This is a genomic window from Pedobacter sp. A2324, from assembly GCF_059693705.1.
This window is the reverse complement of the sequence record NZ_JCASSK010000004.1, coordinates 185,973-211,425: the sequence shown is the minus strand read 5'-3', so window position 1 is coordinate 211,425 and position 25,453 is coordinate 185,973. Positions and strand designations below refer to the sequence as shown.

Sequence of the window (25,453 nt, the reverse complement as noted above, 5' to 3'; positions counted from 1 at the left end):
GAATTCGTCAATAGTTGGCGCTGTTGAGAAATTTGCGTAGCCAAATTATTAAATTGAAACAAAAAGATTCGACAGGGTTTAATAAAAGAGAGTAACTATTTGGATCATTAATTGTTTCCAGGTACCCTACTCATATTAACCAGGGCAGCGTAAACCAAAAATTGCTGCCCTCGCCCACCTTACTATCTACACCAATTTCTCCACCATGTCGGCGAACAATATCGGCACTGATGTAAAGTCCTAAACCCAGTCCGGAGATCTGACTTCCGCTTTCATCTGCTCTGAAATAGCGGTCGAAGAGATAAGGGAGTTTTTCGGTCGGTATACCGGGACCATTGTCTCTAACAGATATTTTGACAAATCTATTTTCCTGAACCACATCCAGGTAAATGTTACTATTCACCGGCGCATATTTAGCGGCATTATTCACCAGGTTAACCACCACCTGATCTATCCGGTGCTCATCAGCATGCACTGTAAGACTTTTATCACCGGTTACAACCAGCCTGTGCGTTCCTGCATCCCTGATGTGGCTGCAGCAGCCCTCCAACAAGGCTACGGCATTAAACCAATCCTTTTGGAGTGGTACCTCGCCCTGGCTCATTCTGGAAACATTAAGAAGATCATCTACAAGACTGGTAATTTTATTGATGCTTCGCGATGATTGATCCACGAGTTTAGGAAACATCGCCGGATTGACATTATTTTTCATGCGTTCCAGCAGTTGCAGGGAAGCCTTCAAAGTGGTAATGGGGGTTTTTAGTTCATGACTGGCAATGGAGATAAAATCATCCTTTTGTTGCTGCAGTCCTTTGTACTCGGTAATGTCGACCGCGGTACCAATTACCCGCTCACGCTCATTATTGGAATCGTAGAATATCCGCGCCTGGAACCTCACCCATCTCATTGTATTGTTAGGAGGAAAAAGCCTGGCTTCATAAAAAATGTTACCGGTTTCTCTGGCCTCCTGATGGGCCTGCCCGCTCAAATGAACATCATCAGGATGGTACAATGAAAGGATATCTTCTCTGGTTGGTTTCTCCAGTCCCAGAATCTCATCGAATCGTGCCGAGGTGGTCAGTTCATTGGTTGCATAGTTCAACTCATAAATACCAATATCCGCAGCCTGTGTAGCCAGGCGCATCCTTTCCTCAATTTCCTCAATTGATTTGCGTGCATTCACCTTTTCAGATACGTCGATTACCACGACCATTATCGCCGTTACAGCCCCATCAAAGCCCAACACAGGCTCATATACAAAATCAACAAATACCTGTTCCGCAACGCCATCGCGTATCAGGGTTAATTCGTCCTCCTTCGCAACATAAGGGATAGTGGTGGCGATCACACCATTCATTATTGAAGCATAATAATCAGCGGCTTCCGGTACGCCATCCCAAATCACTTTGCCGTCAACCTGCTTACGGGTTTTACCAACCAACTCCAGGTACCGCTCATTAACATCTGTAACGATCAGGTCACCTGCCCTGATTACGCAAATGGCAAACGGGGCCTGCTGAATCAGATTCCTGAAACGTTCCTCACTTGTTTCCAGGTGATTGTAGGATTTAATCAACTCGTCATTCGTATAAGCTAATTCCTCATTAATTGTGGCAAGCCTTTCATTTGCCGCGGTAAGAGCAGAATTTGCAGCGAGCTCTTTGGCGTTTAGCTCCTGTATCGTTGCCAGGTTATTCACCAGCTCCGTCACATCAGTGGCGTAACAGGCTACGCCAACAATTTTCCCTGATGGTTCAGCTATTGGCTGGTAACTGAAAGTATAATAAGCAACTGTTAATTTCCCATTAATCATCAGCTCAGCCCTGTCATTTACGGCATGATATGCTTCTCCGGTAGCCATTACCCTCCTCAGCAAGGCTTCGAAAGGCTGATTCGCAAGCTCGGGTAAAGCATCTCCAAATCGCATCCCTATCACACGCTGGTCCTTCCCCCAGGCTTTGAGCGTTGCACTATTGGCAACAGCAATCCGCAAATCATCTCCCATAATCAGATAGACCGGGTACGGCGAGCCTTCTACCAGGCCAGCAAGAATTTCTCTGTCAGGACGCATCATTTGGGAGTTGTTTCGGGTTTTAAAGCGGCAAATTTACAAGAGGGCGTGACTGATCCGGCTTAACCGCTGATAAATATTAAAAGGTTTAGCGACAAATCGTTGGCTGTATAGTCAAGTATCATCTGGTTGATCCTTTGATGGGTACCCGTCATAACAATCGGTATATGATCAGAAGTTTCGAAACTGAAAGGGTCACTTAAAGCCGGAAGGATAATCCAAGGAAGTAGTTTTTCCGGGCATCATGTTGAAGACCGTAGTTCAAGCCGCCATCTATAAGCAGATCCCTGGAAACTTCAACCTGCAGGGCTGCATTTAGAAAGTTCCTGAAGTGCTCCGCCTTTATGTCATAGGTATAATATGTCTCGGCAATCGCTTCCATTTTTTCGCTCAAATGATGCGCAAGGGTGAGGGTTTGCAGAAGCTCATTGTGGTGGCCCATACCTACCTCATCCTGTAGCCGGTCGGCTTCTACCTGCATGCCCAGCTTCCAGTCTTTATTGAATTTAAAACCCATGGGGATAATGAAACCACCCTCATACCGGCTTTCCGGATCTGCCTTTGAGGTGGGAAACTTAAGATAGGGAAGCAGTGCAATGGCAAATTTTCCCTTATCATTGCCCATCAGGTTTTGTTTCAACCGAAAGGTAACATCGCCGAACCCGCCACTACGTTCTCCCTGCCCTTCATTGTCGAAATCTTTCTTTACCGAATAGGTCTCAAAATTCAGCTGCACAGCTGTTGACCTTGTCAATCCTAACTTTATATTCATCTGGTTAAAAAGATATTCATCCGTTCTGCCCTCCTCACTCTTTTGTCGCTGGAAACGGAACAGGTCGGTTTCAAACTGAACATGACCTGCATCCACAGTCTGCGGACTTTCGGTAACATCAGGGCGGTCAGTTTCTATTTCCCTTAAGCTATCTTTCGGAACAGGCTTAAATAGCGAATAATGGCCTCTTTGCGCCAGGGCTTGAAAGTTGAATAAACAGAAAATGGTACATAACAAATAGTTCTTCATCCGGTTAGTTTTCCATCTAAACAGCTGACTGATGTAAAAGTTTAACGTTAAACAAGCATTCCTCGTTCGCTTCCCCTATAACCAAGCCGCCAACACCACTCCTCCCACCAGGCAAACAAACCCTTACCTTACTCACCGCGTCTTTCTTTTCCTTTACGTGTTGCTGTGTCTGTTGCTTTTGCGATACAGTCTCCACTCCTGTCGTTTTGATTTACACCCTCTGGTTATCCCCTTTCAAAACTCCATCAACTTAAAATCCAAACCGATGAAAACGTAATATCGTTCTATGATTACCCACTTTTGTATCATAAAATGATCTATGTAGCAGTGAACTTTGTAATTGAATTTTAAATCAATAAAAAAATAATGACAAAGACAATTTTTATTACAGGAGCGTCTCGCGGCCTGGGGCGTATATGGGCAGAAGCATTTTTAAAACGTGGCGATCAGGTGGTGGTTGCAGTTAGAAATCCCGAGACCTTAACAGGCCTTTTAAAAAATTATCCTAATAGTTTACTAGCCTTGAAGTTGGATGTCACCGATAAATCTGCATGCTTTGAAGCTGTTGAGAAAGCCAAAGAACATTTTGGCACTATCGACGTGCTCATAAATAATGCCGGATATGGTCACACTGGAGCTATAGAAGAATTAGAAGAGGACGAAATACGAGTACAGTTTGAAACCAATGTTTACGGTTTGTTATGGGTAACCCAGGCAGTCATTCCAATCATGCGCGAACAAAGCGCCGGTCATATCATTCAAGTTTCAAGCGCATTAGGACTGCTTGCCTTTCCCACTTTAGGACTATACAGCGCTTCAAAGTTTGCGGTTGAAGGCATAAGTGAGGCGCTGGCGGCAGAGGTTAGCACGTTTGGAATAAAAGTAAGCATACTTGAACCAAACGGATTCAAGACAGAATTCGCCACAACCTCTGGAATGCAAAGTGAGCCACTGGCTCACTATGATCAAGTTAGGGAACAGCTCGCTGCAGGTAACAACGCCGGGGACTGGGGCGTACCTGAAGCAACCGCACATGCCGTACTTAAACTTGTTGATACAGAGAATCCTCCACTGAGATTAATCCTCGGCAGGGTCGGTTTCCAATGGATAAAACACGTATATGACCAACGTATGAAAACCTGGGAGGAATGGCAGGAAGTCTCCTATGCCGCACAAGGAAATTAGTTTAATTTGCAGTATCCGTTATGCGGATACTGCTTTCTTCAACAAGTAATAGACTACTTAAATTACATTTTACCATCGGTCGTTGGAAACCAGACAATTGATAATGATATGTTTAGTAAGCAAAAATAAACTCCAACTGTGCACGATGATGAATATTGTGGTTCACCACCTCAAGTATAGTTATACACTATCTTTTTTAATTGAATCATTTGAATAAAGAATATTTTTAGGATCTGGAATAGCCTGATCACCTGTGTGATTCAATTGCTTTTGACGAGACATATTGAATGGCTAGCGTAGCCTTTCCGCTCAATGACCTGCAAAAAGCTTTGAAACAAATTCTTCAAGCGCTGCACCTCTTATCTTTGTTGCGATAATTTTCCCCTGAGGATCAACTATACAATTAAAAGGTAGGGCAAGTATGGCGTATGATTTTGCTACCGCCCCCTTCAAGGCATCAGAATCGTTCAACTGGGTCCAACTCAAACCATCATCTGCTACCGCCTGCTTCCAGTTTTTGTTATTGGTATCCATCGAAACACTCACAATTTTGAAATTTTCATTTTGATAGCGATCTTTGAGTTTCCTGAGCATTGGGTGCTCCTCCCGGCATGGCTTGCACCAGCTTGCCCAGAAGTCGAGCAGTATGTAGCTGCCCTTAAAATCGCTAAGCTTAACTTTTTCTCCTTTTAAATTGGTTAGTGAAAAATCTGTTGCAGCATTTCCTACTTGCAGCGATTTTGAACGGTCAATAAAATCTTTCAAACGTTTCGCATAGTAGCCGCTCCTGGCCTGATTAGATAATGAATGATAACATTGTTCGGCCTTAAGTACATCGGTACTATTGAGGTGACTGTTGATTATTGCCAGTGAGGATGCTGTAGCATTTGGATATTGCTTTACAAAAGACAAGGTGAGGCTATCAATCCGGCGGTGAAAGTTAAGGTATACACTGCTGTTTTTATCATAGAAATCAGTATTGGTTTGCCTGAGCTGTTTTCTGTAATCTGAGGTAATCGCCACTTTTTGGCTTAAGAAGGTATTAAACAACACATCTTCCGGCGCATCGGCTACTTCAAGATTGTGAAATCTAGCCAATGTACCTTTAAGATAAATGTTCTCATTACCCATGACCACAATCTTGACCTGATCATTAACAGAGTTGCTGAGCGTACAAATCATGATTTCCGGTAAAAAGCCATGAATGTCAACTTTGTTGTCATGCACAGAACCGAAGTTCACAATCTCCTTTCCATTGTACTCATATTTCATGGATATTTTTGAATCTTCCGGGGCTAATATATCTCCACGGATAAGATAGCTGTCAGCCCTTGAAGCGAAGCTAAACAGATGAAAAAGAATCAGCAGAAAACAGCCTTTTAAGGTCTTTATTTTAAAACTTTTAAATAGTCGATTAAAATTCATATACTATTGATATAACTGGTGTGTTTTTTTTAGGTATTATTAATGTTCATTTCGAATGTGACGTTCGATTTGTATGTTTCTCCCGGACTGAATGACCATATGAATATCTCCAAGCCTTTTAATATCCACCAAAGGATCACTGTTCAAAACTAAAAGATCAGCTACTTTGCCTTTTTCGATCGATCCCACAACATTTTCTTGTCCGATTACTTTTGCAGTTATGATTGTTGCCGAGCGTATTGCATCGATAGTACTGAATCCACACTTGTCCACAAAGGAATTGAGTTCGTTCAACAACCGTGGATGTTCGCTGTTGAGATCAACAATTTCATCAGTACCCGCACTGATCTGAACCCCTTGTGCGTGTATTTTTTTAAGCAGGCTGAATATCCAGGGATCCCTGACTTCAGAAACACTTAAAGTTGCATCGAGTATAGCGTGCTTCGACTTCATGACTTCACAAAAAGGCGTAATGTTAAAATTCCTGGCAATGCTGTCTTTTATGTTAAACGGTATCTTTCTTTTATGGAAGTCCTGATCAGCAATTAAATTTTCAAGCATAAATACATGGCTAAGCACCTCTACTCCCGAGCTGAGCACTTCGATCGGATTCGCCGGATACATCATTGCGTGTCCCCATACTTTTAATCCGTTTCTTTTTGCAGCTTCTGCAACGCTCGGCAATAGTACCTTATCAAATGAATGGTACAATTTCACACCTGTCGCACCAGATTGCTTAGCAGCTTTCATTGCGCTGTCTAAATTAGTGACCGGAGTGATCAGTTGCTCCCAGGGTTGGTATGGCTCCTTTCTTAAATTTATACCGCGGTTATAATACCAATCCCCGGCCATAAAAGCTGAGAAATATACTTTCGCTCCCTGACGAGTGTGATCGAGAATTTGCCGCTGAGCTTTCATCAGCGCTGCGCCATCACCAGCAGCATCACGGACGGAAGTAATACCGTGCTGCAGATAGTAGTTAAGGTTTGCAAATGTTTTCTCCATATCATTATGCATCATTGCACTTACATGGACATGTCCGTCAATTAATCCCGGGATAAGGTACTTTCCTTTAAGATCCAGCATTCTTGCATCTTTAATTTTACGCTCAGGAAATTTGATACTGACAATCTTTCCATTTGAAATGGCGACATTTCTCTCTTTCGAAAATCTTCCCGTTTTTAAATCCAGCACCTTTACATTTTTCAGCACCAACAAAGACGTATCGATTGCAATCAGCTTCAAGGCCATAGCTGGAAACATACTGAAGAATAAGCCGGAGAGAATTAAACAAATTTTCAATTTATTATTCATGTTTTAAAGTTTTGAAAACGCAGCGGCATCCGCCAACTGCGTTTCAGTCATCACTAACTGTTTACTTAATCAAAAAAATCTTATTAATAATTCAGACCAGGTATAGGGGATTCGTCAATTATTTTGTCCAACATGTGTTTCAGGTACTGTAAATGAACTTTTGTATCACGATCTTTTGTCATGGGGATGCCCTTTCCAATATCGTTCCTCAACTCCTGAAGATGTGCATAAGCAAGCGCTTTAACATTTGAATAAAGCAATACATCTGTTGGGGTCAGTGCAGCAATAATGTTGTCAACCGATCCCTGAAGGGCAAAACGCTTGTTATACATGGTGATAATACTCCCTACGTACATCTTCTGTAATGCCCTGCGGTATTCATCGGCGCTTGAACCAGAATAGATTTCAGAAAATATACCTTTCTTAAGGTCATTAAGCCACTGCGAAGGCGAATAAGCACCCTTGCCATAGTCTCGCTGATTTACGATCATACGGTACAGCCTGCTTTGGGCGGTGACAGCGGCTACAATATCCTGTTGGATTCTTTGCACACTGTTTCCACTATATCCCGGATCAATCCTGATCATGATTTTTTTATCCAACAGCCATTTAGGCGTTGTAAATATCTGCTCATTGAAGAACCTGATGGCCTCCTGTTGTTTTTTCAGGCTTACTGGTGTATATACCGCTCCGCTCTGATCAGACAACTTTGTATTGACCATCACCCCGCCCATGCTTTTAAGCACATGGACTGCATAAGTATTTAACTGGCCCACTGCAGCACGATACATGGTATTAAGCTGGGAATAGTCAGTTCCTTCTTCACTGGTCCAGGCAATCAAGTTCGGCACGATGCGCTTTAGATTCTTAATGCCATATAAACTTGCTTTCACGGCGTCATCTCCTAGATCCTCCGATTGGGAACGCGGATCATAATCTCTACCCTCGCCTGAAAACCACAACCTGTTATTTCTGGCCAGGCTATCTCTTGTTACCGTATTTAATATTTTCTTTTCCTCTAATGCATCTCTTGTACCTGGAAATACCTGGTATCCCCATTTTATTGCCCACTTATCGTAATCATTTATTCTCGGGAACAAACCCGATTGTGAAATGCCGTCTTCAGGCTGGGCAACATAATTGAATCTGGCGTAATCCATGATGGAAGGCGTATGGCCATGTTTCTCCACCCATGCCTTATCTCTCAATTTTTCTACCGGAACCGTACTGCTTGCCCCCATGTTGTGACGAAGTCCAAGCGTGTGGCCAATTTCATGAGAAGAAACAAATCTGATGAGTTGCCCCATTAGCTCATCATCAAACACATTTTTGCGGGCTCTGGGATCTACTGCCCCACATTGGATCATGTACCAGTTATGTACCAGAGTCATCACATTGTGATACCAGCCGATGTGGCTTTCTAAAATCTCTCCACTGCGTGGATCAGATACATTAGGGCCATAGGCATTTGCATTTGCTGAGGCAAAATACCTTAATACAGAATACCGTGAATCCTCCAGGCTCATCGTTGAATCACTTTCCGGCCATTCTTTTCCAATAATAGCATTTTTAAACCCCGCATCTTCAAATGCTTTTTGCCAGTCGTTAATGCCAGCTATTAAATAAGGTCGCCACTTTTTAGGTGTAGCAGGATCAATGTAATAAACGATTTGTTTTTTCGGCTCAACAAGCTCCCCTTTTTTATATTTCTCAAGGTCTTCATCTTTAACCTCCAGGCGCCAACGGTTAACAAAGGATTCACTTTTAACAGCCTGCTGATCATCACCAAACTTCGTATAGTTGTTGACAAAGTAGCCCACCCTGGGATCGTTATATCTTTTACTCATGGGCACTTCAGGCAGCAGTAAAAATGAATTATTTAATTCTATGGTCACGGCACCTGCAAGCGCAGTACCAGGAAGAGTTCCTGCCAGCGAGTTATAAGTGCGCACAGTTTTGATTTCGGTATTCGTTGGGAAAGTCTTTACCGTTTTAATGAACGATCTGTCGATTGCCAGCGTATTCAACCCGAAACTTTTTTTGCTATCGCCATTAAATGCCAGCAAAGGGTTTTCACTTAGCAAGAATTCAGTCACATCAATGATAAATGCGGTGGAATCTTTAGCCAGTGCTTTTATAGGGAACGAGGCAGTAATTGGATTGATATTTGAATTGGTTACCGCTTTGGCAATCATATCAGCTGAATCAGCAACATTTATTAGCGCCGAAACTTTAAGGAAAAGCCTGTTTTCTGGCCCTTGTTCCCAATATACCATCCTTCTTCCGATTTCTTCACCAGCAAAACTTCCCGCCCCCGGTGTAGAGCCACTAAGCCTCGACACGACCAGGATATCTCGTTTAATAATCTTTTTTGGAACTTCAAAATAATACCTTTCAGCCACCTTATGGACGTTCATCAATCCATATTGACTAACTGCCTTACTGGTAATTACTTCCTTGTAAGGCTTTAATCCATTTTTCAGGCTATCTGCTTTCGGTTTTGGAGGCAAAGCACTCACGGCCGCTGTTGTACCGCGCTTTACCTTTTTGTTCTTCAAAAGAGAACAGGAACTCACCCCAGATAGGAGGCATAGGAAGGTAAGTCCCAAGCCTAGCGGCTTGAGCTTAACCTTAAAACATTTTGTTTTCATAGTGATTTTAATATCCAGGCGACTGAACTAAGTTGGGATTACTGTTAATGATAGATTGGGCAATGGGGTAAAGTTTCGCTTCCGGTCTCCAGGTCGGCTTTATAGCTGCCAAAACAGCGTCAGCCTGACCAGTACGCTTAAGGTTAAACCACCTAAAACCCTGCTCACAAAAAAACTCTTTGCGGTTTTCAAGCGCAATTTCAGTAAGAAGTGTGGCCGGAGGTAATGCTCCAACTGCCGGCAATCCTGCCCGTTGCCTGGTAACGTTGAGATCGCTGATGGCTCCGCTAATGTCGGTCCCGATTTTAGCCCTTGCTTCTGCCCTGATCAGGTACTGCTCGGCGAGGCGTAGAATTACCTGTGCTTCTGTAACATTTGCCGTTACTGCTTCAGCATTAGTGCGGTATTTAAATTTAAGCGGAATCACATATTGAGCGCCCGAAATGGTCAGATCCCTCATCCATAGCGTCCTTCTCCTATCAGTAGTACCATTAAACAAATCCAGAAAGGATGATCGGAATGCATGGCTCAGCGAAGCAATGTTATTAGTAGCAGGAATGAATGATGCTGTTTCTGTAACATACTGGTTTGTGCCGGAAACCGCAGGTGACAATTGCCAGATACTTTCAGCACTATTTTTTACGAAAAGCGCAGTACCCATGGTAGCAGACGGAATCATTGAATACAGGTTTGTAGCCTGAATAACTTCAGTGGCATTGCGCTGAGCAAGTTCATTATTTCCCAGATAAAGATATACCCTTGCAAGAAGCGCTGCTGCCGCAAATCTGTTTACGCCGATCCTGTTACCCGAGGTGAAAGAATAATCAGACAAAAGGTTCGCTTTAGCATCATTAAGATCAGCAACAATCTGGTTATAGATGTTGGCCGTTGATTCACGTGGAAGATAAGCCGTAACATTCACATTGGTTTGCAGAACCAATGGCACATCACCATAAAAGTTGACCAAAATAAAATAACAATAGGCCCTCATGAATTTAGCTTCAGCTGTTAGTTGTTTATTTACGCTGGCGGAGGTACCGGAATACTGAGCAAGTCCTTCAACAATTGCATTGGTCCTATAGATCACCTGGTAAAAACTTGTAAAAGGTTCAACAGATGCAGTCAACGCGCTGTAAGAATTAGCGTTATATTCCTGAGATGCAGATACCGTAGAAAGATACCTTAAATCGTCAGCCATCAGAGAAGTATATACAGGCAGCCCTATCGTTTGCATGGGAATCTGTGAAAAATGACCATACATGCCAGATAAGGCAGCTATTGCAGTTCGATCGGATGTAAATACAGCTGCCGATGGCGTTTCATTCAATGGTGGTTCAATTTCGATCATTTTCTCACAGCTTGACAGAGAAATAACAATCAAGAGCAATAAATATGGAATGGATTTCAAAATTTTCATGTCTAAAAGTTAAAAGGTACATTGTAAACCTGCAGTGATTGTGCGAAGGGGTGGTGCCGATACACCTTGAGATTCCGGATCATATCCATCATAGTTGGTGATGGTGAATAAGTTTTGCCCCTGAACATAAATTCTCAGGTTCTGTGCTTTAATTCCCGAAGTAATTTTTGTTGGAAATGAGTATGATAAACTCACATTTTTCATGCGAATAAACGAAGCATCCACAAAATTTGCATCCGATCCGGAATAGTCCAGGAAAGCGAGATAAGCAGCTCTGCCATTTACACTTCTGGCATCCTGCGTAACCAACTGATCCGGAGAACCCAAAGCCAGATATTCCTGAAACACAGATGCAGCAGCATTATAAGGATACCCTGGAGGATAAAAGGTGGAGGCAAACATATTTTTAGCTTTCTGTTTCACAAACTGGAAAGTGAAGTCAAGATTAATTCCCTTATATGTAAATGAATTTGTCAGGCCTCCAAAAAAATCCGGATAAGAAGTTCCTATATAATACTGATCTCCGCGGCCTGTATCAAGAAAACCAGTTGACACTGCACCACTCCCATTTAAATCTGCAAAGGCAGGCAGTCCGTTTGCTGGGTTAATGCCTGTAAACTGAAGTGCAAAGATGGAGGCCAATGGTCTGCCAACTACATACCTGGTAAAATAGCTTGTTCTTTCAATGCCGGGATAAGCTGCCAGTTTATTGTTATTTTTTGAAATATTGAATGACGATGTCCACTTAAAATCCTTTTGCTGAATATTCGTGCTATTCAAAGATAATTCTACACCACTGTTCTCTACCAGCGCCGGAAGGTTGGCCTGGTAACTAGGAAATCCTGACTGCGGACTTACCGAAAAATTCAATAGTTGATTTGAGGTGCGGTTCCGGTAGGCTGCTGCCGTAAGGGATAACCGGTCGTGAAAAAATCCAAGTTCCAATCCTAACTCAAGTTTTTTGGTTTCCTCCCATTGGAATTCATTATTTGCCAACCTTGTAGGCTGTAAACCGTTTATACCATTGTAGGCATAGGTAGAAGTTGCATAACTGTCATAAAATTGATAGTTACCTATTTCGTCATTTCCAACTACCCCGTAACTTCCCCTCAATTTCCCGAAGCTGAACCAACTTAGCTTATCTTTAATAAAGTTCTCTTCAGAAAATATCCAGGCGGCGCCGGCAGAACCAAAATTCCCGAATCTTCTCTCCGGTCCGAATCTGGAAGAGCCGTCTCTTCTGAATGATAGATTGGCAATGTACCTGCTCAACACATTATAATTCAAGCGTCCGAAAACCGAAGCATATTTAAACTCAGAAGATGAACTGGTAATATTTCTTGTTGCGGCAGATCCAATATTGGATAGAAATTCATCTGATAGAAAATCTGTTGCATTCACATTGTAGGGTTGTTTTGACTGTTTAAACTGCCACGACCCGCCCAATAAAGCTTCAAGATTACCTTTCCAGATTTGTGTTCTATAGGTTAGCTGTGGCTCAAAGATATAATTGTTGGTATACACGTATGAGTCATTCACCGAGCCTGTCGTCCGGGGTACTGAACCTGAAGTGTTTAATGAACTTAAAGGACGTACCGCCGTTGTTCTCATATCCGTTTTGCTGTAGCCCAGTGATGTTTTGAAGTCCAAACCTTTTAGAATATTGTACCTGAGATTCACATTGGTTAAAAAATTGCTTCCCCGGGCATCGTTCGTTTGGTTGAGAAAACCCAGCGGATTATTGAATCCTGACGACCAATACAATGAACCGTCGGGATTATATAGCGGAAAGTGAGGTGGCAGGTTATAAGCGTATGTACCCAGATCAGTGATCGATATATCATTTTTATCGGCGGAATAAATTGAAGAGACCGATAAATTAAAACGTTGATCCAGGGAAGAATGGTTAACACTTAGGTGCGCACCACCTCTGTTATATGATTGTTCACCAGGAAAGATGTTGGTTTCCTTATGAAAGGTACCGCTAAGGTAGAAATTTGTTCGTACATCCCCACCTGATATGCTTGATGTAACATCGTAAGTTTTAGCGGTATTTCCCAGCAGCAATTTAGGAAAGTTGGTGTAAGCTTTCGGATCCCAGGTTAAATCGGCATCGAACGCTGATGGCACGGCCGCCGGATTGTTGGCAAATGCCTTACGTCTTAGCGCAAGATATTCATCCGTATTCAGGAGGTCTATAAAGTGTGAAACATTTGACATGCCTGTATTCGCATTTATGGAAAAAGCCGTTTTTCCCGCTTTCCCTTTTTTGGTGGTGATCAGCACAACACCATTGGCACCTCTTGATCCGTAAATGGCAGTAGCATCTGCATCTTTAAGTACCTCAATGCTTTCTATGTCGGAAGGGTTAATGATATTCATTGGACTGGTTTGACCCTCAGCAGACTGTGCCGCCGTTCCGCTCACAGCACCGCTGATCGGCTCTGATAAAAAAGGAACTCCATCTATCACATAGAAAGGACGGTTAGCCTTTTCCAGTGAATTAACCCCCCTGATCTGCACATTGATCCCAGCACCAGGAAGACCATTAGCTTGTGTAATAGTGACCCCCGGCAAACGCCCCTGTAAAGTTTGAAGTGCGTTGGTGACAGGTTGACGTTCGATCTCTTGGGCACCTATGCCTGCCTGTGAACCTGTACTGAACCGGCGCGTGGTCGTTCCATAGCCAATAATCATCACCTCATCCAATTTTGCAGGATCAAGCTCCATTCTAACTTCCAGGCTGCTTTTAGCCAGCACCTCTTTGGTGCGATAGCCAATATATGATAAAACCAAAACCGGATTTTTCTCATTCACATGGGTATAGAATCTCCCGTTGCTTCCTGAAATAACCGCGCGATCGGTTCCTTTTATTTTGATGACCACGCCAGGTAAAGGCTTGCCCTGTTCATCCAATACGATGCCGACTACCTCATTATCCTTTAAGTAATCCAGCACTTTGGTTAGCAGCGAGCGTTCCTGAACAATAATTGTCTTGTCCTCAATTGAATACATCAGGTTCTGGCCCGCCAGCATTGCTTTCAAGGCATCATCTAAACTTACATCTTTAACATTAAGGTTGACTGGTCTGGCGCTTTCTATCACTCTCGTATCAAATACGAAATCGTAACCACTTTGCTGATGGATGGATTTGAATACCGATTCCAAATCTGCATTGCGCTTATTTAAAGTAATTTTCTGTGCCAGAGAGGATGCGGATACTTGCATCATGATGCCAAATACGAATACAGTGACTAGGCGCATAATACGGCGAATTAGTGGGATACGGCCATAAAGACCACCCATTTTGGTAGTAAAAATTTTGTACATTTATTTGGTTTAAGTTGAAAGGTCTCAATAATTCTGACAGCTTGAAATCATCTCGCCAGGGTGTGTTCCACCACCCCCTGGTTTTTTAATTTAAGCTCATTTTTTTTATCTGCTAACGATCACCCTCCTTCCTTCGAGCTTAAAGTGAACATTGCCGGTTTTTTGTATCAGGTTCAAAACCGAAGAAATATTTTTATCACGTGACATCCACCCGCCTACCGTGACATTGTTGGGTACACCTGGTTCATATACCACTTCAACATCGTACCAGCGGGCTATCTTACGCATAGTAGACCTGAAGTCGACACTTTTAAGATTAAATTCACCGTTCTTCCAGTCAACAGATTCCTCTGTATCTACCGCTCTGACATCGAGTTTACCTACACCGCTTATACCTTGCTGTCCCGGCCGCAGTACTATCTGATCATTCAGCCTGACACTTCCTTCCAGTAGAGTAGTTTTTTCTGTTTGCTCATCAGCATATGAATTAACGTTGAAATGTGTCCCCAGGACCTCAATTTTCTGGCGGTTGGTATTTACAATAAATGGCTGCGCCTCTCCTGATTCATTTTTTATTTTTTTCACCTCGAAATAGGCTTCCCCGCTTAGTGTTACACTTCTGGTTTCTGTGGATGCAAATGAGGTTGGATAGCTAATTGATGATGAAGCATTCAGCCACACCCGGGTACCATCAGGAAGGATAATTTTGTATTTTCCGCCACGGGGAGTGCTGACGGTATTATATTCAACTTGCTCTCGTGAGGTGGTGTTTTCTGTTTGCTCATAGATCAACTCCCCATGGATATCCCTTGAGATTTTAACCCCGTTTTGCTCCAGGCGATTTTCACCTATCTTTAGCGAATCCAGATTAATTATTCTTCCATCTGCCAGTTTCAAAATAGCCCGCTCACTGCCCGGCGCAATATCTGGCGAATTTTGGGTGTTAAGCTGAAGCGATGAAAGTCGGTCAGCTTCCAGGTATATATAAACCGAAATCAATGAGATTAAAAGGATGGCTGCTGCAGCAAGCATTTTGTGAACTAGCTTTATCTTGAAAAAAGATTTCTTTGAATCTACATGCTGGTGCTTTTTCAACTCTACCAAAATCCGTCCTAGACGTTCATCCTCACCCTCGATGGCTACCTCATCATATTCAGCAAAAACATGTTGTGAGACAAAAGATTTCGCTTCATCATCTGAAAGACTTGACATGATCGCAAATAATTGACGAATCTCTTGCTCAGGGAGCATATTTGCCAAGTATTTACCATATAATTCATTTAAATTCTGATCGTTCGACATCAATGTTGTTGGCTTTTATAATGATATACGTTTCAAAAATGAACATCCTCTACCCGAAGTAAAAAAATAATTTAAGAAGGCTATATTTTGGAGATAAATAAACACAAAGCATCAAACAAATCCTTAGTTTAACTTAGAAATAATCACAATCAAACAATACATAGCTAAATTCCCGCCTAAAGGCAAAAACGAGAATAAGAAAATGAATGGATTTATAATCTACCTGACATTAAACTGAGTGCCAGCATCAGAAAACCAGATTCAGACCTAAAAAAAGCTTTCTTCACTGATTTAGTCGCTTTGACAATATGATTACTGACTGTTGAAGTGGAAATTCCAAGATTCCTGGCAACTTCCTCATACGATTTCCCTTCCAGTTTGCACGAAATAAAAACCTGTTTCTGCTGAGGGGGTAAAGCCTCGATCGCTCGTGCTAACAAGGCCTCACTTTCCCGGTAAAACAATACATCTTCGATAGGATTATATACCTCAGCACTGGATGCAACAATTGCATTCAATAGTTGCTGATCCCTGGCAGCTTTCCTGTAAAAGTCGCTTACGAGATTGTTCGCAATAGTTAAGAGATAAAATGAAAATGGCTTCTCTATATCTATAATAGCCCTTTTATCCCATACTTTAACAAATACGTCCTGAGTCAGTTCTTCTGCGAGCGGAATGTTTTTAACCATCCTCCCTAGCTTTCTAAAAATGGTTTTACTGTAATTTGCATATAATGTTTCAAAAGCGCCTGTATCCCCTGCACGTAAAGCAACTAGAATGACTTTCTCGGTTTCCGGATACATGGATACAGCTTATTTAGTTTTGAAATTGGTAAACCTTGAACAAATATAGTTTGATCAGCTATAGTGACGAAATATGGATGCAGGACTGAAATATCAGTCGCCAAATATATTGAATGGTAATCATTAAAAGCAAACTTTACCTTTAAAATCGGACTTCTATGATGTTTAACCCTGTATATCCATCATTTGACATGTGTAAAATTGTGCTAGAATATAATACTTTTGTATCCTGAGAGTCGCATACATTATTCTAATTTCGAACCATCCATAAAAATCCTTTGAACCGTTTATGCAACACTATCAAGATATCAGTATTTTCAGCAATGACATTGGGGTAACTAAACCTGAACATCCACTGTTTAATATCACGTTTGGTCACAAAAACAGCAATAGCATTGAGGATATCGTGTTTACTGCTGGCTTTTACATCATTTCCTTTCAGAAGTTTGTATCAGGAAACATAACCTATGGCAAAAAAGAGTTTGACCATGGTCGTGGAAAAATGATTTTTTTTAAGCCAAACCAGACAGTAACTTTTAAAAATGTAAAGTCTGAGGATGATTGCTTTCTGATTATGATCAAAGAAGATTATTTTTCTGGTACTGCCTTACATAAGGAGTTAAAGCACTACGGTTTTTTTGATTACGAAACCAATGAAGCATTGTATCTTTCTCCAAAAGAGGAGGAAACGATTTGGAACCTTGTTAGAACGATGCACCAGGAAATATATAACAACACTGATACCTATAGCAAAGCGATCATGCTGGCACATCTCGGGACATTGTTCACCTATTCGCAGCGCTTTTACGGACGGCAGTTTATTAATCGTATTGAAGTTATTGGTTCAGTAACGGGCAGGTTTCAACAAATTCTGAATCAATATTTTGTTGAGAACAAAGTACAGCTATTCAGTCTGCCTACTGTGGCATACATGGCCGACCAGTTGAACTTATCGTCACGCTACCTCAGTGACCTCTTAAAGCAGGAATCAGGGAAAACTGCAATTGAACTTATCCACCTCTATTTAATTGCTGAAGCAAAAAACCACCTATCAAATGGAAAATTTAACATTTCCGAGATCTCTTTCATGCTGGGCTTTGAAAATCCAAATTATTTTGCCAGATTGTTCAAGAAAGAGGTTGGCATTCCACCTAGAGAATTCAGAATCAATTCTCTGAATTAATCTCATATTTTATTTAAATTATTTTTTAGATTATATTACTTTCTTTCACTATATATTTATTCCTTGTGTATGGGGTGCACCATTACAGTCTGTTTCAGCATCTTCGCCGCTGCAGGAAAACCGAAGAATTCGACCTTCACACTGACAGCTTAACAACGGGTCGAATAGCTATAAATAGAAACGAAGATTCTAAGCTCTGAATACGTCATTCATTATGGAGTACATCCGCAATAAACTTCAGCTTTTAATAGAATATGTTGCCATTTTCACTATCAAAAGTCTCCGGAACCTTTTGAATATCATCTGATGCTGCCCGAATGGCAAGAATTGTTGCATCAACGATGTCATCCAGGTTACAATCTTTTCTCTTTGTTTGTTCAAAGGTCTGCCTGATTACCTTTATATAATCACCTGATTGTTTGTTAATTACCGTTAGCCTCTTCTCAATACCTTCTGTTCCTGCTTTTTTTTGGAGAATTGCTTGCTTTCCATTCAGCAGGTAAAATGATAATTCAGGGTGGGCTTCAAACAAAGGCAGAGAAGGGTTCAAATCTTTGAAGGCAATTGCTTCTAACATTTTCTTTGTTATATTCCAACTTTGTATAGAAAGCCCTTTACCCAGGTATAATCGATTTAGTCTGTTTGCCTCCTCATAGTGTTCAGCAAGTGCCGCTTCGCGACAAGGGGTCAAAAAAACGGAGGAAGCTTTTTGAGTTCCAAGCAATTTTCTTGCTTCAATCTCACAAACCCTATACGAATCTGATGCAAATGCCAGTGGTATGTCAATGAACACTTTGGTCATGAACACAGTTTTTAGCTCACTTAGCTTAGAAATAAGGCTGTGGTGAAGCTTGTTTTTTGGATCAATGTATGCAACCAGCCATCCACCTCTACAACCATCTATTCCTACGTGAAAGGGCTTATCAAATTCCATCGGTTTAGTTTCAATTTAGCAATTATTATTTTTTAAAAACCAATTTCCCTTAATGGATAGATGATTTTAGAGACCTATTGGATACTCATTCCGCCATCTATTACCTGTTCTGTTCCTGTAAGAAACGATGATTCGTCAGATGCTAAAAACACCACAAGATTACTTACCTCACTGGCATCTGCCATTCTTCCCAGAGGCGTAACATCTGCTGCTCCGCTTCCATCTTCTCCGGTAGCTTCAACCATCATTGGGGTTTTAATATATCCAGGATGCACTGAATTCGCTCTGATATTTTCCTTACCGTACTCTACCGCCGCAGCCTTTGTCAGACCTCTGACAGCAAATTTACTGCCCGTGTAGGCCAGGCTCGGATATCCGGGAATTGCAACTATTCCGGCAACTGAGGAAATATTCACAATTGATCCTACACCAGCCTTCTGCATCGACGGTATAGTATACTTCATACCATAGAAAACAGCATTTTGATTAATTTCGATTACCTTCAGATATTCCTGTTCGGTAATTTCTGTTACCGTTTTTATCGGCCCTAAAATTCCTGCATTATTAACTAAAACGTTGATTGGTCCAAATTTTTCCTCACCTTTCGCTACAACATCCTTCCATTGCTGCGTATCTGAAACGTCGTGTTTTACAAAAAAAGCATTTTCACCTAATTCATCTGCGATCTTTCTTCCCTTTTCTTCATTCAGATCCGTAAGTATTACCTTTGCTCCTTCTGCAATGAATTTTCTTGCATGCGACTCCCCCATTCCTTGGGATGCACCTGTAATAATGGCTATTTTTCCTTTTAATCGTTCCATACTAATTAGATATTTGTTAACACAAAATTAGCGATTGATTATCTCCAATTGCTTACCCGAAAATGGACAAACTTTATCATTTTATGGATTAATGTAAATGTTGTTTTCCCGGAATGAAGTGGGGGTGTTACCGGTCTGCTTTTTAAAATAACGGCTGAAAGATTGAAGATTGGTGAATCGGAGATCATCAGCGATCTGACTGATGGAATCGCTGGAATCTGACAAACGCACTTTGCATTCAGAAAGCAGCGCCATATTGATAATCTCTGCAGGAGTCTGATAAAATTGGTTTTTTATAATTTTATGAAGGTAATTGGTAGTGATATTTAGCTCTTGTGCATAAAATTCAATGTTTCTAAAAGTGAGGTAATGCTTTGAGACAAGTTTTTTGAAATCATATCCTATCTGTTCTTCGCGGGGTTTGTGGTTGCTGTTTCTCTTTTCGATATACCTGTTTACTAAAAAATCACTTTCATTTATCAAAGCCAGAAGAATACTCTTAGCGGAATAGATCCATCGTTCATCGTCTGCCTCTGAAGCAACTAAAAAATCCAATGTACGTGAAAACAATGTATTCATTTTTGAGTAATCTTCCCCGGAAAGAACAACCTGTGAACCGAATTTGGTTTTCAAAAAAGAATTGGGTGCAATGGAAAAGAAACTCTCGAAAAGATAATCCATAAACTTTTTGGTAAAGAGCACAAACATCCCCTTTGTGCCAGGTTCTATTTCAGTAACCTTTACATTTTGTCCAGGACGGTAGATCAATAATGAACGCTCATCTATCAGCAATTTCTGGTAATCCACTTCGATGGTGATGCTACCGGAATTGATAATTCCATAAGCAAAATAGCGCGGCTTCATTTCAAAAGGCTCGAACATCTCCGGTACATCTATCAGATACAGAAACTCATCTGAAATACTCCAGTCAAGCTTTCTGTAGTTGATGATATTCCTGATGGTATACTGCTTGATTTCATCCTTTGTTTCCATTGATTTAAGTTATCAAAATTTATTGGAATGATACCGCATTTTTAGAAATCTGTCATAATGCTTAACGCAATTGTATCATACTTCATGATTAAATGCAGCTTAAAATTTATCGATCTGACCGACCAAACAGGTTATCGATATTTTTATGTAAGGATACTGGAGTAACCTGATGTAGCTCAAATAATAGGTCACTGGAAATGGGTGGCTGTTCAGGATAAGCATGCTTGTTTAACAGGCTCTGTAAAGCTTTATTAATGCACTTTTCACCAATTAATTGTTTTAGCTTCCACATCACAACCAATCCCTTTGAATAGTATAAATAAGCATCCTGTGGCCTCGAAAGATATAGCGGTACCGCTATATTAAAACCCTGATCATTGTGATAAATCTGCTCGTGCATCTTAACTTTTGCATATACAGCCTCAGCTCCCAGATAGCGCTCTGCCAGAATTAATTCGGTGTACATCGCCAGCGTCTCAGTCAACACTTTTGATCCCTCCCGCTCATCCGGAGCGAGCATTGCATTTCCCCACCATTGATGGGATACCTCATGGGCAGCGAGTTCGTTGATCACATCCTGATTTTGGTCAGCAAGCAAGTTATTGTGAAATATCAGTTGCTCGGTCATGAAAATGGTCGCAGGATAGGCTGTACCTGCAAAACCATCGGTAAAAGATGAAACTTCTGCAAAGCGCAATGTTTTATAGGGATATCGACCAAAATTTTGCTCACAATAGTTAAGGGTCCTGGCAGCGTTCCTGATTAAATGCTCAACATTTTCCTGATGACTCTTATGATAATAAACCTCTATATTAATGTCCCTGAGTCGCATTTTTTTTACGTGGTAAGTTGCAGCAGACAGTCCAAACCGGAATGGGATTGGTGTTCCGGAGGTATACCTGAAATAATGCCTTCCTTTTGCTTTCCACTCATTCAAAAGCTCTCCTACCCCAATAACACGCTGCCCCAACGGAACAGAAACCGTCATATCCAGATCAATAAAATGATTAATGCCTCTGGTCGCATTTAACTTTTTTAGCGGTGAAAGATCCCCCAGGTTTCTTTTTTTCCGCTCCGAAGCGTTCGCTATCTCTTCATCTGATTGATAACCAAACCGTGGAAAATAATTACTGATGCGCAAAAAACTACCGTTTTTCACGATGGCATTAAAAGGTTCGTGACCAGTAAACCCGCTCCAACGGTAAGCAAAAGAGAAACTAAACACGGCACTATCGCCGGGCAGTAAAGCATTTTTTAAATGGTAAATTCCGGTTTTCGGCTTTAACAGTTCCCTTTTATTTTGGGTCTGATAGATTACCTGGTCTACCTCGACTGCATCATCAAAGTTGACCAGTAATTTGCTGATGGGCCGCTTTCCTTGATTAAGAATCTTATACCTCCCCGAAACACGATAAGCATTTTGATTCGGATAAAGATCAATAGAAGTGCTTACGCTTGCCACTTCTGGCTGCGCCATGTTTTGTAATTTTCTATAGCTCCGCTCATAGGCCGCCGAACGGTCCAGCTGCTCCAGGGCACCTGGCTTACTTTCCCAGCGCATAAAAATATCAGCCCCGCTAAACAAAATCAATATAAGCACCATGACCATAACCAAAATTTTCTGCAAAGGCCATCTTGTTATGCCATAGGCCGCAAGCAACCAAAAAAACGAAATCAAAGCTGTAGCAAAAATCATTCTATACGAAAAGGCAGGCAGGTAATCATCCCACCCATTCATCTCACTGTAACGGGCAGAATAAGGAGCTGAAAACCGCAGCAGCGGATTTGTGATCCCAAGTGATTTGCCAAGAGCGGTACACAGAACCACCATAAATAAACAACTCAGTAATAATCCAATCCACTTTTGATGAATGGCTTGCTGCAAAAGCAGAACAACTCCAGTAGCTATGCTCAGTGGTGCACAAATAAGCCAGTATAAAGTAAAGTATATCTTCCATTCAATTATAGGATACCGATATAAAAATTGAAAGACAATTCCTGTACAAATGACGATGGTTGTTAGCAATATCAACAGCAATGAAACCGATATCCATTTTGAAACCGCAAAAGCTGTTGGCGCGGCAGGCGTACTGCATTCAACCAGATCAAACCTGTTTTCATTGCTTCGCCAGTAGAGGTCATGAACGTAAAATATGATGATCATCACCAGCAGTCCCGGCAAATTATGTAAAATACGGTTTGCCATCAAAGCGCTTGACGCATACTGCTGTGGCAGGCGAATACCCTGATCAATACTTCCATAAAATTCCATTGACAGATAGAAAATCAGGCTTAGCGAAATCAGCAAAAAAGGAATGCTTTTGATCACTATGGCAACATCGAGGCGAACAAGACTTTTCAGAACTTGTAAGACATAAAGAAATCCAACAGGCCTTCCTTTGATTGCCCGGAATGGCCTGTTTATTGTTTGGTCAGCAGTGATATTCTTTACATTATTTCTTCTGCTATCCTCTTTCAGCCTATACTTAAATTTATAACACACTAATGACAGGATTAATAACGACATCGTACAGAAGGCGAGCCTGTTCAGTACGATATTGCCGGATAAATGAAGGGTCTGGGTATTCTTTTCAACAACCGTCCAGAGATTGGTTTGCTCATAAAAAGCTGAAAGACCGAAAGGGTCTACGAGTGCTGAAATTCTCAAAGCCTCCTCAGATTGCGGGAGCGCACTAGCCATCATTGGCGATCCCGAATAGGTTAGCAATACCAGATAAATGATGTAAATAAATAAACCAGTTATATAAATCATCATTTTACTTTTGTAAATCCAGGCTACTGAAGTAACCAGAACTGCACACAGCACCAGATTGGGAATACCCAGTAAGAAGAAGGGCTGAAAATAATGCCAAAGCATAAGGGGCCCATAGGTACTTCTGTCGGTATCTGTCAGGTGACCTGAAAGATATCCAAAAATCAGCAGGCAGAAGCATAATAAAGCTAAAATCAACAAAGCCAAAAAACGGCTCATCAGATATTCAATTTTCTTTAATGGCGTAGCATAAAGAATCAGACTGAAAGTCGAATCATGCTCCCTTAGCATCATGTTCGCAGCAAAAAAAGTGGTGGTGAAGATGTTGCACAAACTCAGCAAACCTACCATATTGGCTATTGAATAGGGTGAATTACGATAAATCTCATTTCCTGGATTAAATGATAACTTCAGTCCAACAAAAAAGCCTAAAAGTAATGAAAGAAAAAAGAGAACATATATCCCCGGGCGCTTTAAAAAAGTACCAAGTTCAAATTTTAATAAAGCGGTCATCAGTTAGTTTTTATTATGAATCAAGTGAAAATAAACATCTTCCAGGCCTGGCTCTATCGCTCTGAATCCATCTCCGGGATCATGATCAGCATAAACATGAATTAGAAGCTGCCCCATGTTCAGGTGAGCTGAAATCACATTGAAATCCTGTTCATACTGTGGTCTGTCCAACCGGGAGATTCTTTTTTCCCAGAGCTGGCCCTTCATCAAAGAGATGAAATAGTCAGGTTTGCCCTGGGCTATTATCTTTCCGCTCTTCATCACGGCCATTTGCGTACATAGGTTTTTAACATCTTCCACCAGATGGGTAGAGAGGATGATGATTTTTTCTTCTCCAATCTCACTCAGCAAATTATTAAAACGGTTCCGCTCCTCTGGATCAAGTCCAGCAGTGGGTTCGTCTACGATAATGAGCCGCGGATCTCCAAGCAACGCCTGCGCCACACCAAAACGCTGGCGCATCCCGCCAGAAAAAGTATGGACATCGTTTTTCCGCTGCGCATAGAGATTTACCTGCTGCAATAGCGCCAACACCTGTTCCCTTCGTTCAGAGCCATTGGCTATCCCTTTTAGTGTTGCGATATGGTTTAACAGATCATATGCCGAAACTTTTGGATACACGCCGAAATCCTGGGGCAGAAAACCAAGATGCTGCTTTACAGCGTGTGGATTTTGTAAAATATTCCGGCCGTTAAATAAGATTTCCCCACTGTCCGCTTGCTGCAAACCCGCAAGTGTTTTCATCAGCGAAGACTTCCCTGCCCCATTGGGTCCAAGGAGTCCGAACATTCCGTTACTGATTTCCAGAGACAGATTATCCAACGCTTTGGCTCCGTTTTGATAGGTCTTGGATAGATGATTAATGATAAGTGTATTCATACCAGGTAAAATTTTAGACAAAGCAGTAGCCCTCCCATCAGTCCGAGGGTTTAAAAATTGATAATAATTAAAAAAAAAATTGTTAGTCCGCTACATACTCCAGTACATCACCAGGCTGGCAGTCCAGCGCTTTACAGATCGCCTGAAGGGTGTCGAAACGAATGCCTTTCGCCTTCCCCGTTTTTAATACCGACATATTCGCCTGTGTCATCCCCAGAATTTCCGCTAGTTCTTTACTCTGCATCTTCCGTTTGGCGAGCATCACATCCACATTTACAATAATTGCCATAACTAAAGGATCAGGTCGTTTTCACTTTGGAGCGTTAAGCCCTGCTCAAAAATAACTGCCATAAAATAAGTAAAGACGCCCAGGATCATATGCAGAATGATCAGAATGACCATAGGCGATTCAATCCCGTAGCAGAACCCGATTAAAGTACCAGCACACACCGGCATCAAAAGGTTCCCAAGATAAAAAGTTCTCAACTGCCGAACGCCATAGGCAGTAAAAAGCTTTGGCTGGGTAAAGACTTTAAATACATTCCCTACCAGAAAGAAGAACAGGGTGTAAAGTCCCAGTAAAAGTAGAAACATGAGGATATAACCTTGATTGTATTCACCTAAGAGATAAGCAACCCGGGTAAAAGGAAATAGAATCTCGAAGCGTTGGTTTTCAGCAAATACATTCAGCGACCAGCCTGAAGACAACGCCAACAGGGAAAGCAGAAAGGAAAGTGCATATCCCACAGCCAGGATCCTGCTAAAGGCCAGCAGAGACCTCGCAACAAAACGAACAGTTTTCATAAAATGAATATTAATTACTGCAATAATACAACTA

At 41.6% G+C, this 25,453-nt stretch carries 19 protein-coding genes; 2 read left to right on the top strand and 17 right to left on the bottom strand.

Annotation, left to right across the window (positions count from 1 at the left end; translation table 11 throughout):
• Nucleotides 1-130 precede the first annotated feature (130 nt).
• The 3 genes from AC570I_RS13465 to AC570I_RS13455 form a co-directional block, all read right to left on the bottom strand.
• On the bottom strand, nucleotides 131-2,074 hold the full coding sequence (locus tag AC570I_RS13465; RefSeq protein ID WP_497405836.1) for an ATP-binding protein: 1,944 nt from the start codon (nucleotides 2,072-2,074) through the stop codon (nucleotides 131-133).
• A 196-nt stretch (nucleotides 2,075-2,270) separates the two neighbouring features.
• A complete protein-coding gene (locus AC570I_RS13460) occupies nucleotides 2,271-3,092 on the bottom strand; it encodes a transporter (RefSeq protein ID WP_497405835.1) in 822 nt (273 codons plus the stop codon).
• A gap of 16 nt (nucleotides 3,093-3,108) precedes the next feature.
• Entirely contained in the window at nucleotides 3,109-3,288 is a 180-nt protein-coding gene (locus AC570I_RS13455) for a hypothetical protein (RefSeq protein ID WP_497405834.1), read from the bottom strand.
• Nucleotides 3,289-3,458: 170 nt separating this feature from the next.
• On the opposite strand from AC570I_RS13455, the gene AC570I_RS13450 reads away from it, so the two are divergent.
• Nucleotides 3,459-4,277: an SDR family NAD(P)-dependent oxidoreductase gene (locus tag AC570I_RS13450; RefSeq protein ID WP_497405833.1), complete on the top strand. Its 819-nt coding sequence runs from the start codon at nucleotides 3,459-3,461 to the stop codon at nucleotides 4,275-4,277.
• Nucleotides 4,278-4,586: 309 nt separating this feature from the next.
• On the opposite strand, the gene AC570I_RS13445 is transcribed toward AC570I_RS13450, so the two are convergent.
• The 7 genes from AC570I_RS13445 to AC570I_RS13415 form a co-directional block, all read right to left on the bottom strand.
• Nucleotides 4,587-5,702, bottom strand: coding sequence for a TlpA family protein disulfide reductase (locus tag AC570I_RS13445; RefSeq protein WP_497405832.1), 1,116 nt, complete (start codon nucleotides 5,700-5,702; stop codon nucleotides 4,587-4,589).
• 39 nt (nucleotides 5,703-5,741) lie between these two features.
• Entirely contained in the window at nucleotides 5,742-7,016 is a 1,275-nt protein-coding gene (locus AC570I_RS13440) for an amidohydrolase family protein (RefSeq protein WP_497405831.1), read from the bottom strand.
• Nucleotides 7,017-7,099: 83 nt separating this feature from the next.
• The gene (locus tag AC570I_RS13435; protein ID WP_497405830.1) at nucleotides 7,100-9,667 is read right to left on the bottom strand and encodes a zinc-dependent metalloprotease; all 2,568 of its coding nucleotides are present in this window, start codon (nucleotides 9,665-9,667) and stop codon (nucleotides 7,100-7,102) included.
• Between the two features lie 7 nt (nucleotides 9,668-9,674).
• On the bottom strand, nucleotides 9,675-11,084 hold the full coding sequence (locus AC570I_RS13430; protein ID WP_497405829.1) for a RagB/SusD family nutrient uptake outer membrane protein: 1,410 nt from the start codon (nucleotides 11,082-11,084) through the stop codon (nucleotides 9,675-9,677).
• 9 nt (nucleotides 11,085-11,093) lie between these two features.
• The gene (locus tag AC570I_RS13425; protein ID WP_497405828.1) at nucleotides 11,094-14,414 is read right to left on the bottom strand and encodes a TonB-dependent receptor; all 3,321 of its coding nucleotides are present in this window, start codon (nucleotides 14,412-14,414) and stop codon (nucleotides 11,094-11,096) included.
• Between the two features lie 105 nt (nucleotides 14,415-14,519).
• Nucleotides 14,520-15,626 (bottom strand): FecR family protein, encoded by a 1,107-nt coding sequence (locus AC570I_RS13420; RefSeq protein WP_497405827.1) that lies wholly within the window; start codon nucleotides 15,624-15,626, stop codon nucleotides 14,520-14,522.
• Between the two features lie 302 nt (nucleotides 15,627-15,928).
• Nucleotides 15,929-16,519, bottom strand: a complete 591-nt coding sequence (locus AC570I_RS13415; RefSeq protein ID WP_497405826.1) for an RNA polymerase sigma factor — start codon at nucleotides 16,517-16,519, stop codon at nucleotides 15,929-15,931.
• Nucleotides 16,520-16,808: 289 nt separating this feature from the next.
• Between AC570I_RS13415 and AC570I_RS13410 the strand changes: the two genes are divergently transcribed.
• Nucleotides 16,809-17,702, top strand: coding sequence for a helix-turn-helix domain-containing protein (locus AC570I_RS13410; RefSeq protein ID WP_497405825.1), 894 nt, complete (start codon nucleotides 16,809-16,811; stop codon nucleotides 17,700-17,702).
• 244 nt (nucleotides 17,703-17,946) lie between these two features.
• Here the strand turns inward: AC570I_RS13410 and AC570I_RS13405 are convergent, their stop codons facing one another.
• The 7 genes from AC570I_RS13405 to AC570I_RS13375 all read right to left on the bottom strand — a co-directional run bounded on the left by AC570I_RS13405 (nucleotide 17,947) and on the right by AC570I_RS13375 (nucleotide 25,419).
• Entirely contained in the window at nucleotides 17,947-18,636 is a 690-nt protein-coding gene (locus tag AC570I_RS13405; protein WP_497405824.1) for a DUF429 domain-containing protein, read from the bottom strand.
• A 74-nt stretch (nucleotides 18,637-18,710) separates the two neighbouring features.
• Nucleotides 18,711-19,457: a glucose 1-dehydrogenase gene (locus tag AC570I_RS13400; RefSeq protein ID WP_497405823.1), complete on the bottom strand. Its 747-nt coding sequence runs from the start codon at nucleotides 19,455-19,457 to the stop codon at nucleotides 18,711-18,713.
• 81 nt (nucleotides 19,458-19,538) lie between these two features.
• Nucleotides 19,539-20,450, bottom strand: a complete 912-nt coding sequence (locus tag AC570I_RS13395; protein WP_497405822.1) for a helix-turn-helix domain-containing protein — start codon at nucleotides 20,448-20,450, stop codon at nucleotides 19,539-19,541.
• Between the two features lie 106 nt (nucleotides 20,451-20,556).
• Nucleotides 20,557-23,736: a M1 family aminopeptidase gene (locus AC570I_RS13390; RefSeq protein WP_497405821.1), complete on the bottom strand. Its 3,180-nt coding sequence runs from the start codon at nucleotides 23,734-23,736 to the stop codon at nucleotides 20,557-20,559.
• Between the two features lie 3 nt (nucleotides 23,737-23,739).
• Nucleotides 23,740-24,615: an ABC transporter ATP-binding protein gene (locus AC570I_RS13385; RefSeq protein WP_497405820.1), complete on the bottom strand. Its 876-nt coding sequence runs from the start codon at nucleotides 24,613-24,615 to the stop codon at nucleotides 23,740-23,742.
• Between the two features lie 82 nt (nucleotides 24,616-24,697).
• A complete protein-coding gene (locus AC570I_RS13380) occupies nucleotides 24,698-24,877 on the bottom strand; it encodes a helix-turn-helix domain-containing protein (protein ID WP_497405819.1) in 180 nt (59 codons plus the stop codon).
• Nucleotides 24,878-24,906: 29 nt separating this feature from the next.
• Complete coding sequence (locus tag AC570I_RS13375) at nucleotides 24,907-25,419, bottom strand: hypothetical protein (protein WP_497405818.1); 513 nt, start codon at nucleotides 25,417-25,419, stop codon at nucleotides 24,907-24,909.
• Nucleotides 25,420-25,453: the final 34 nt, after the last annotated feature.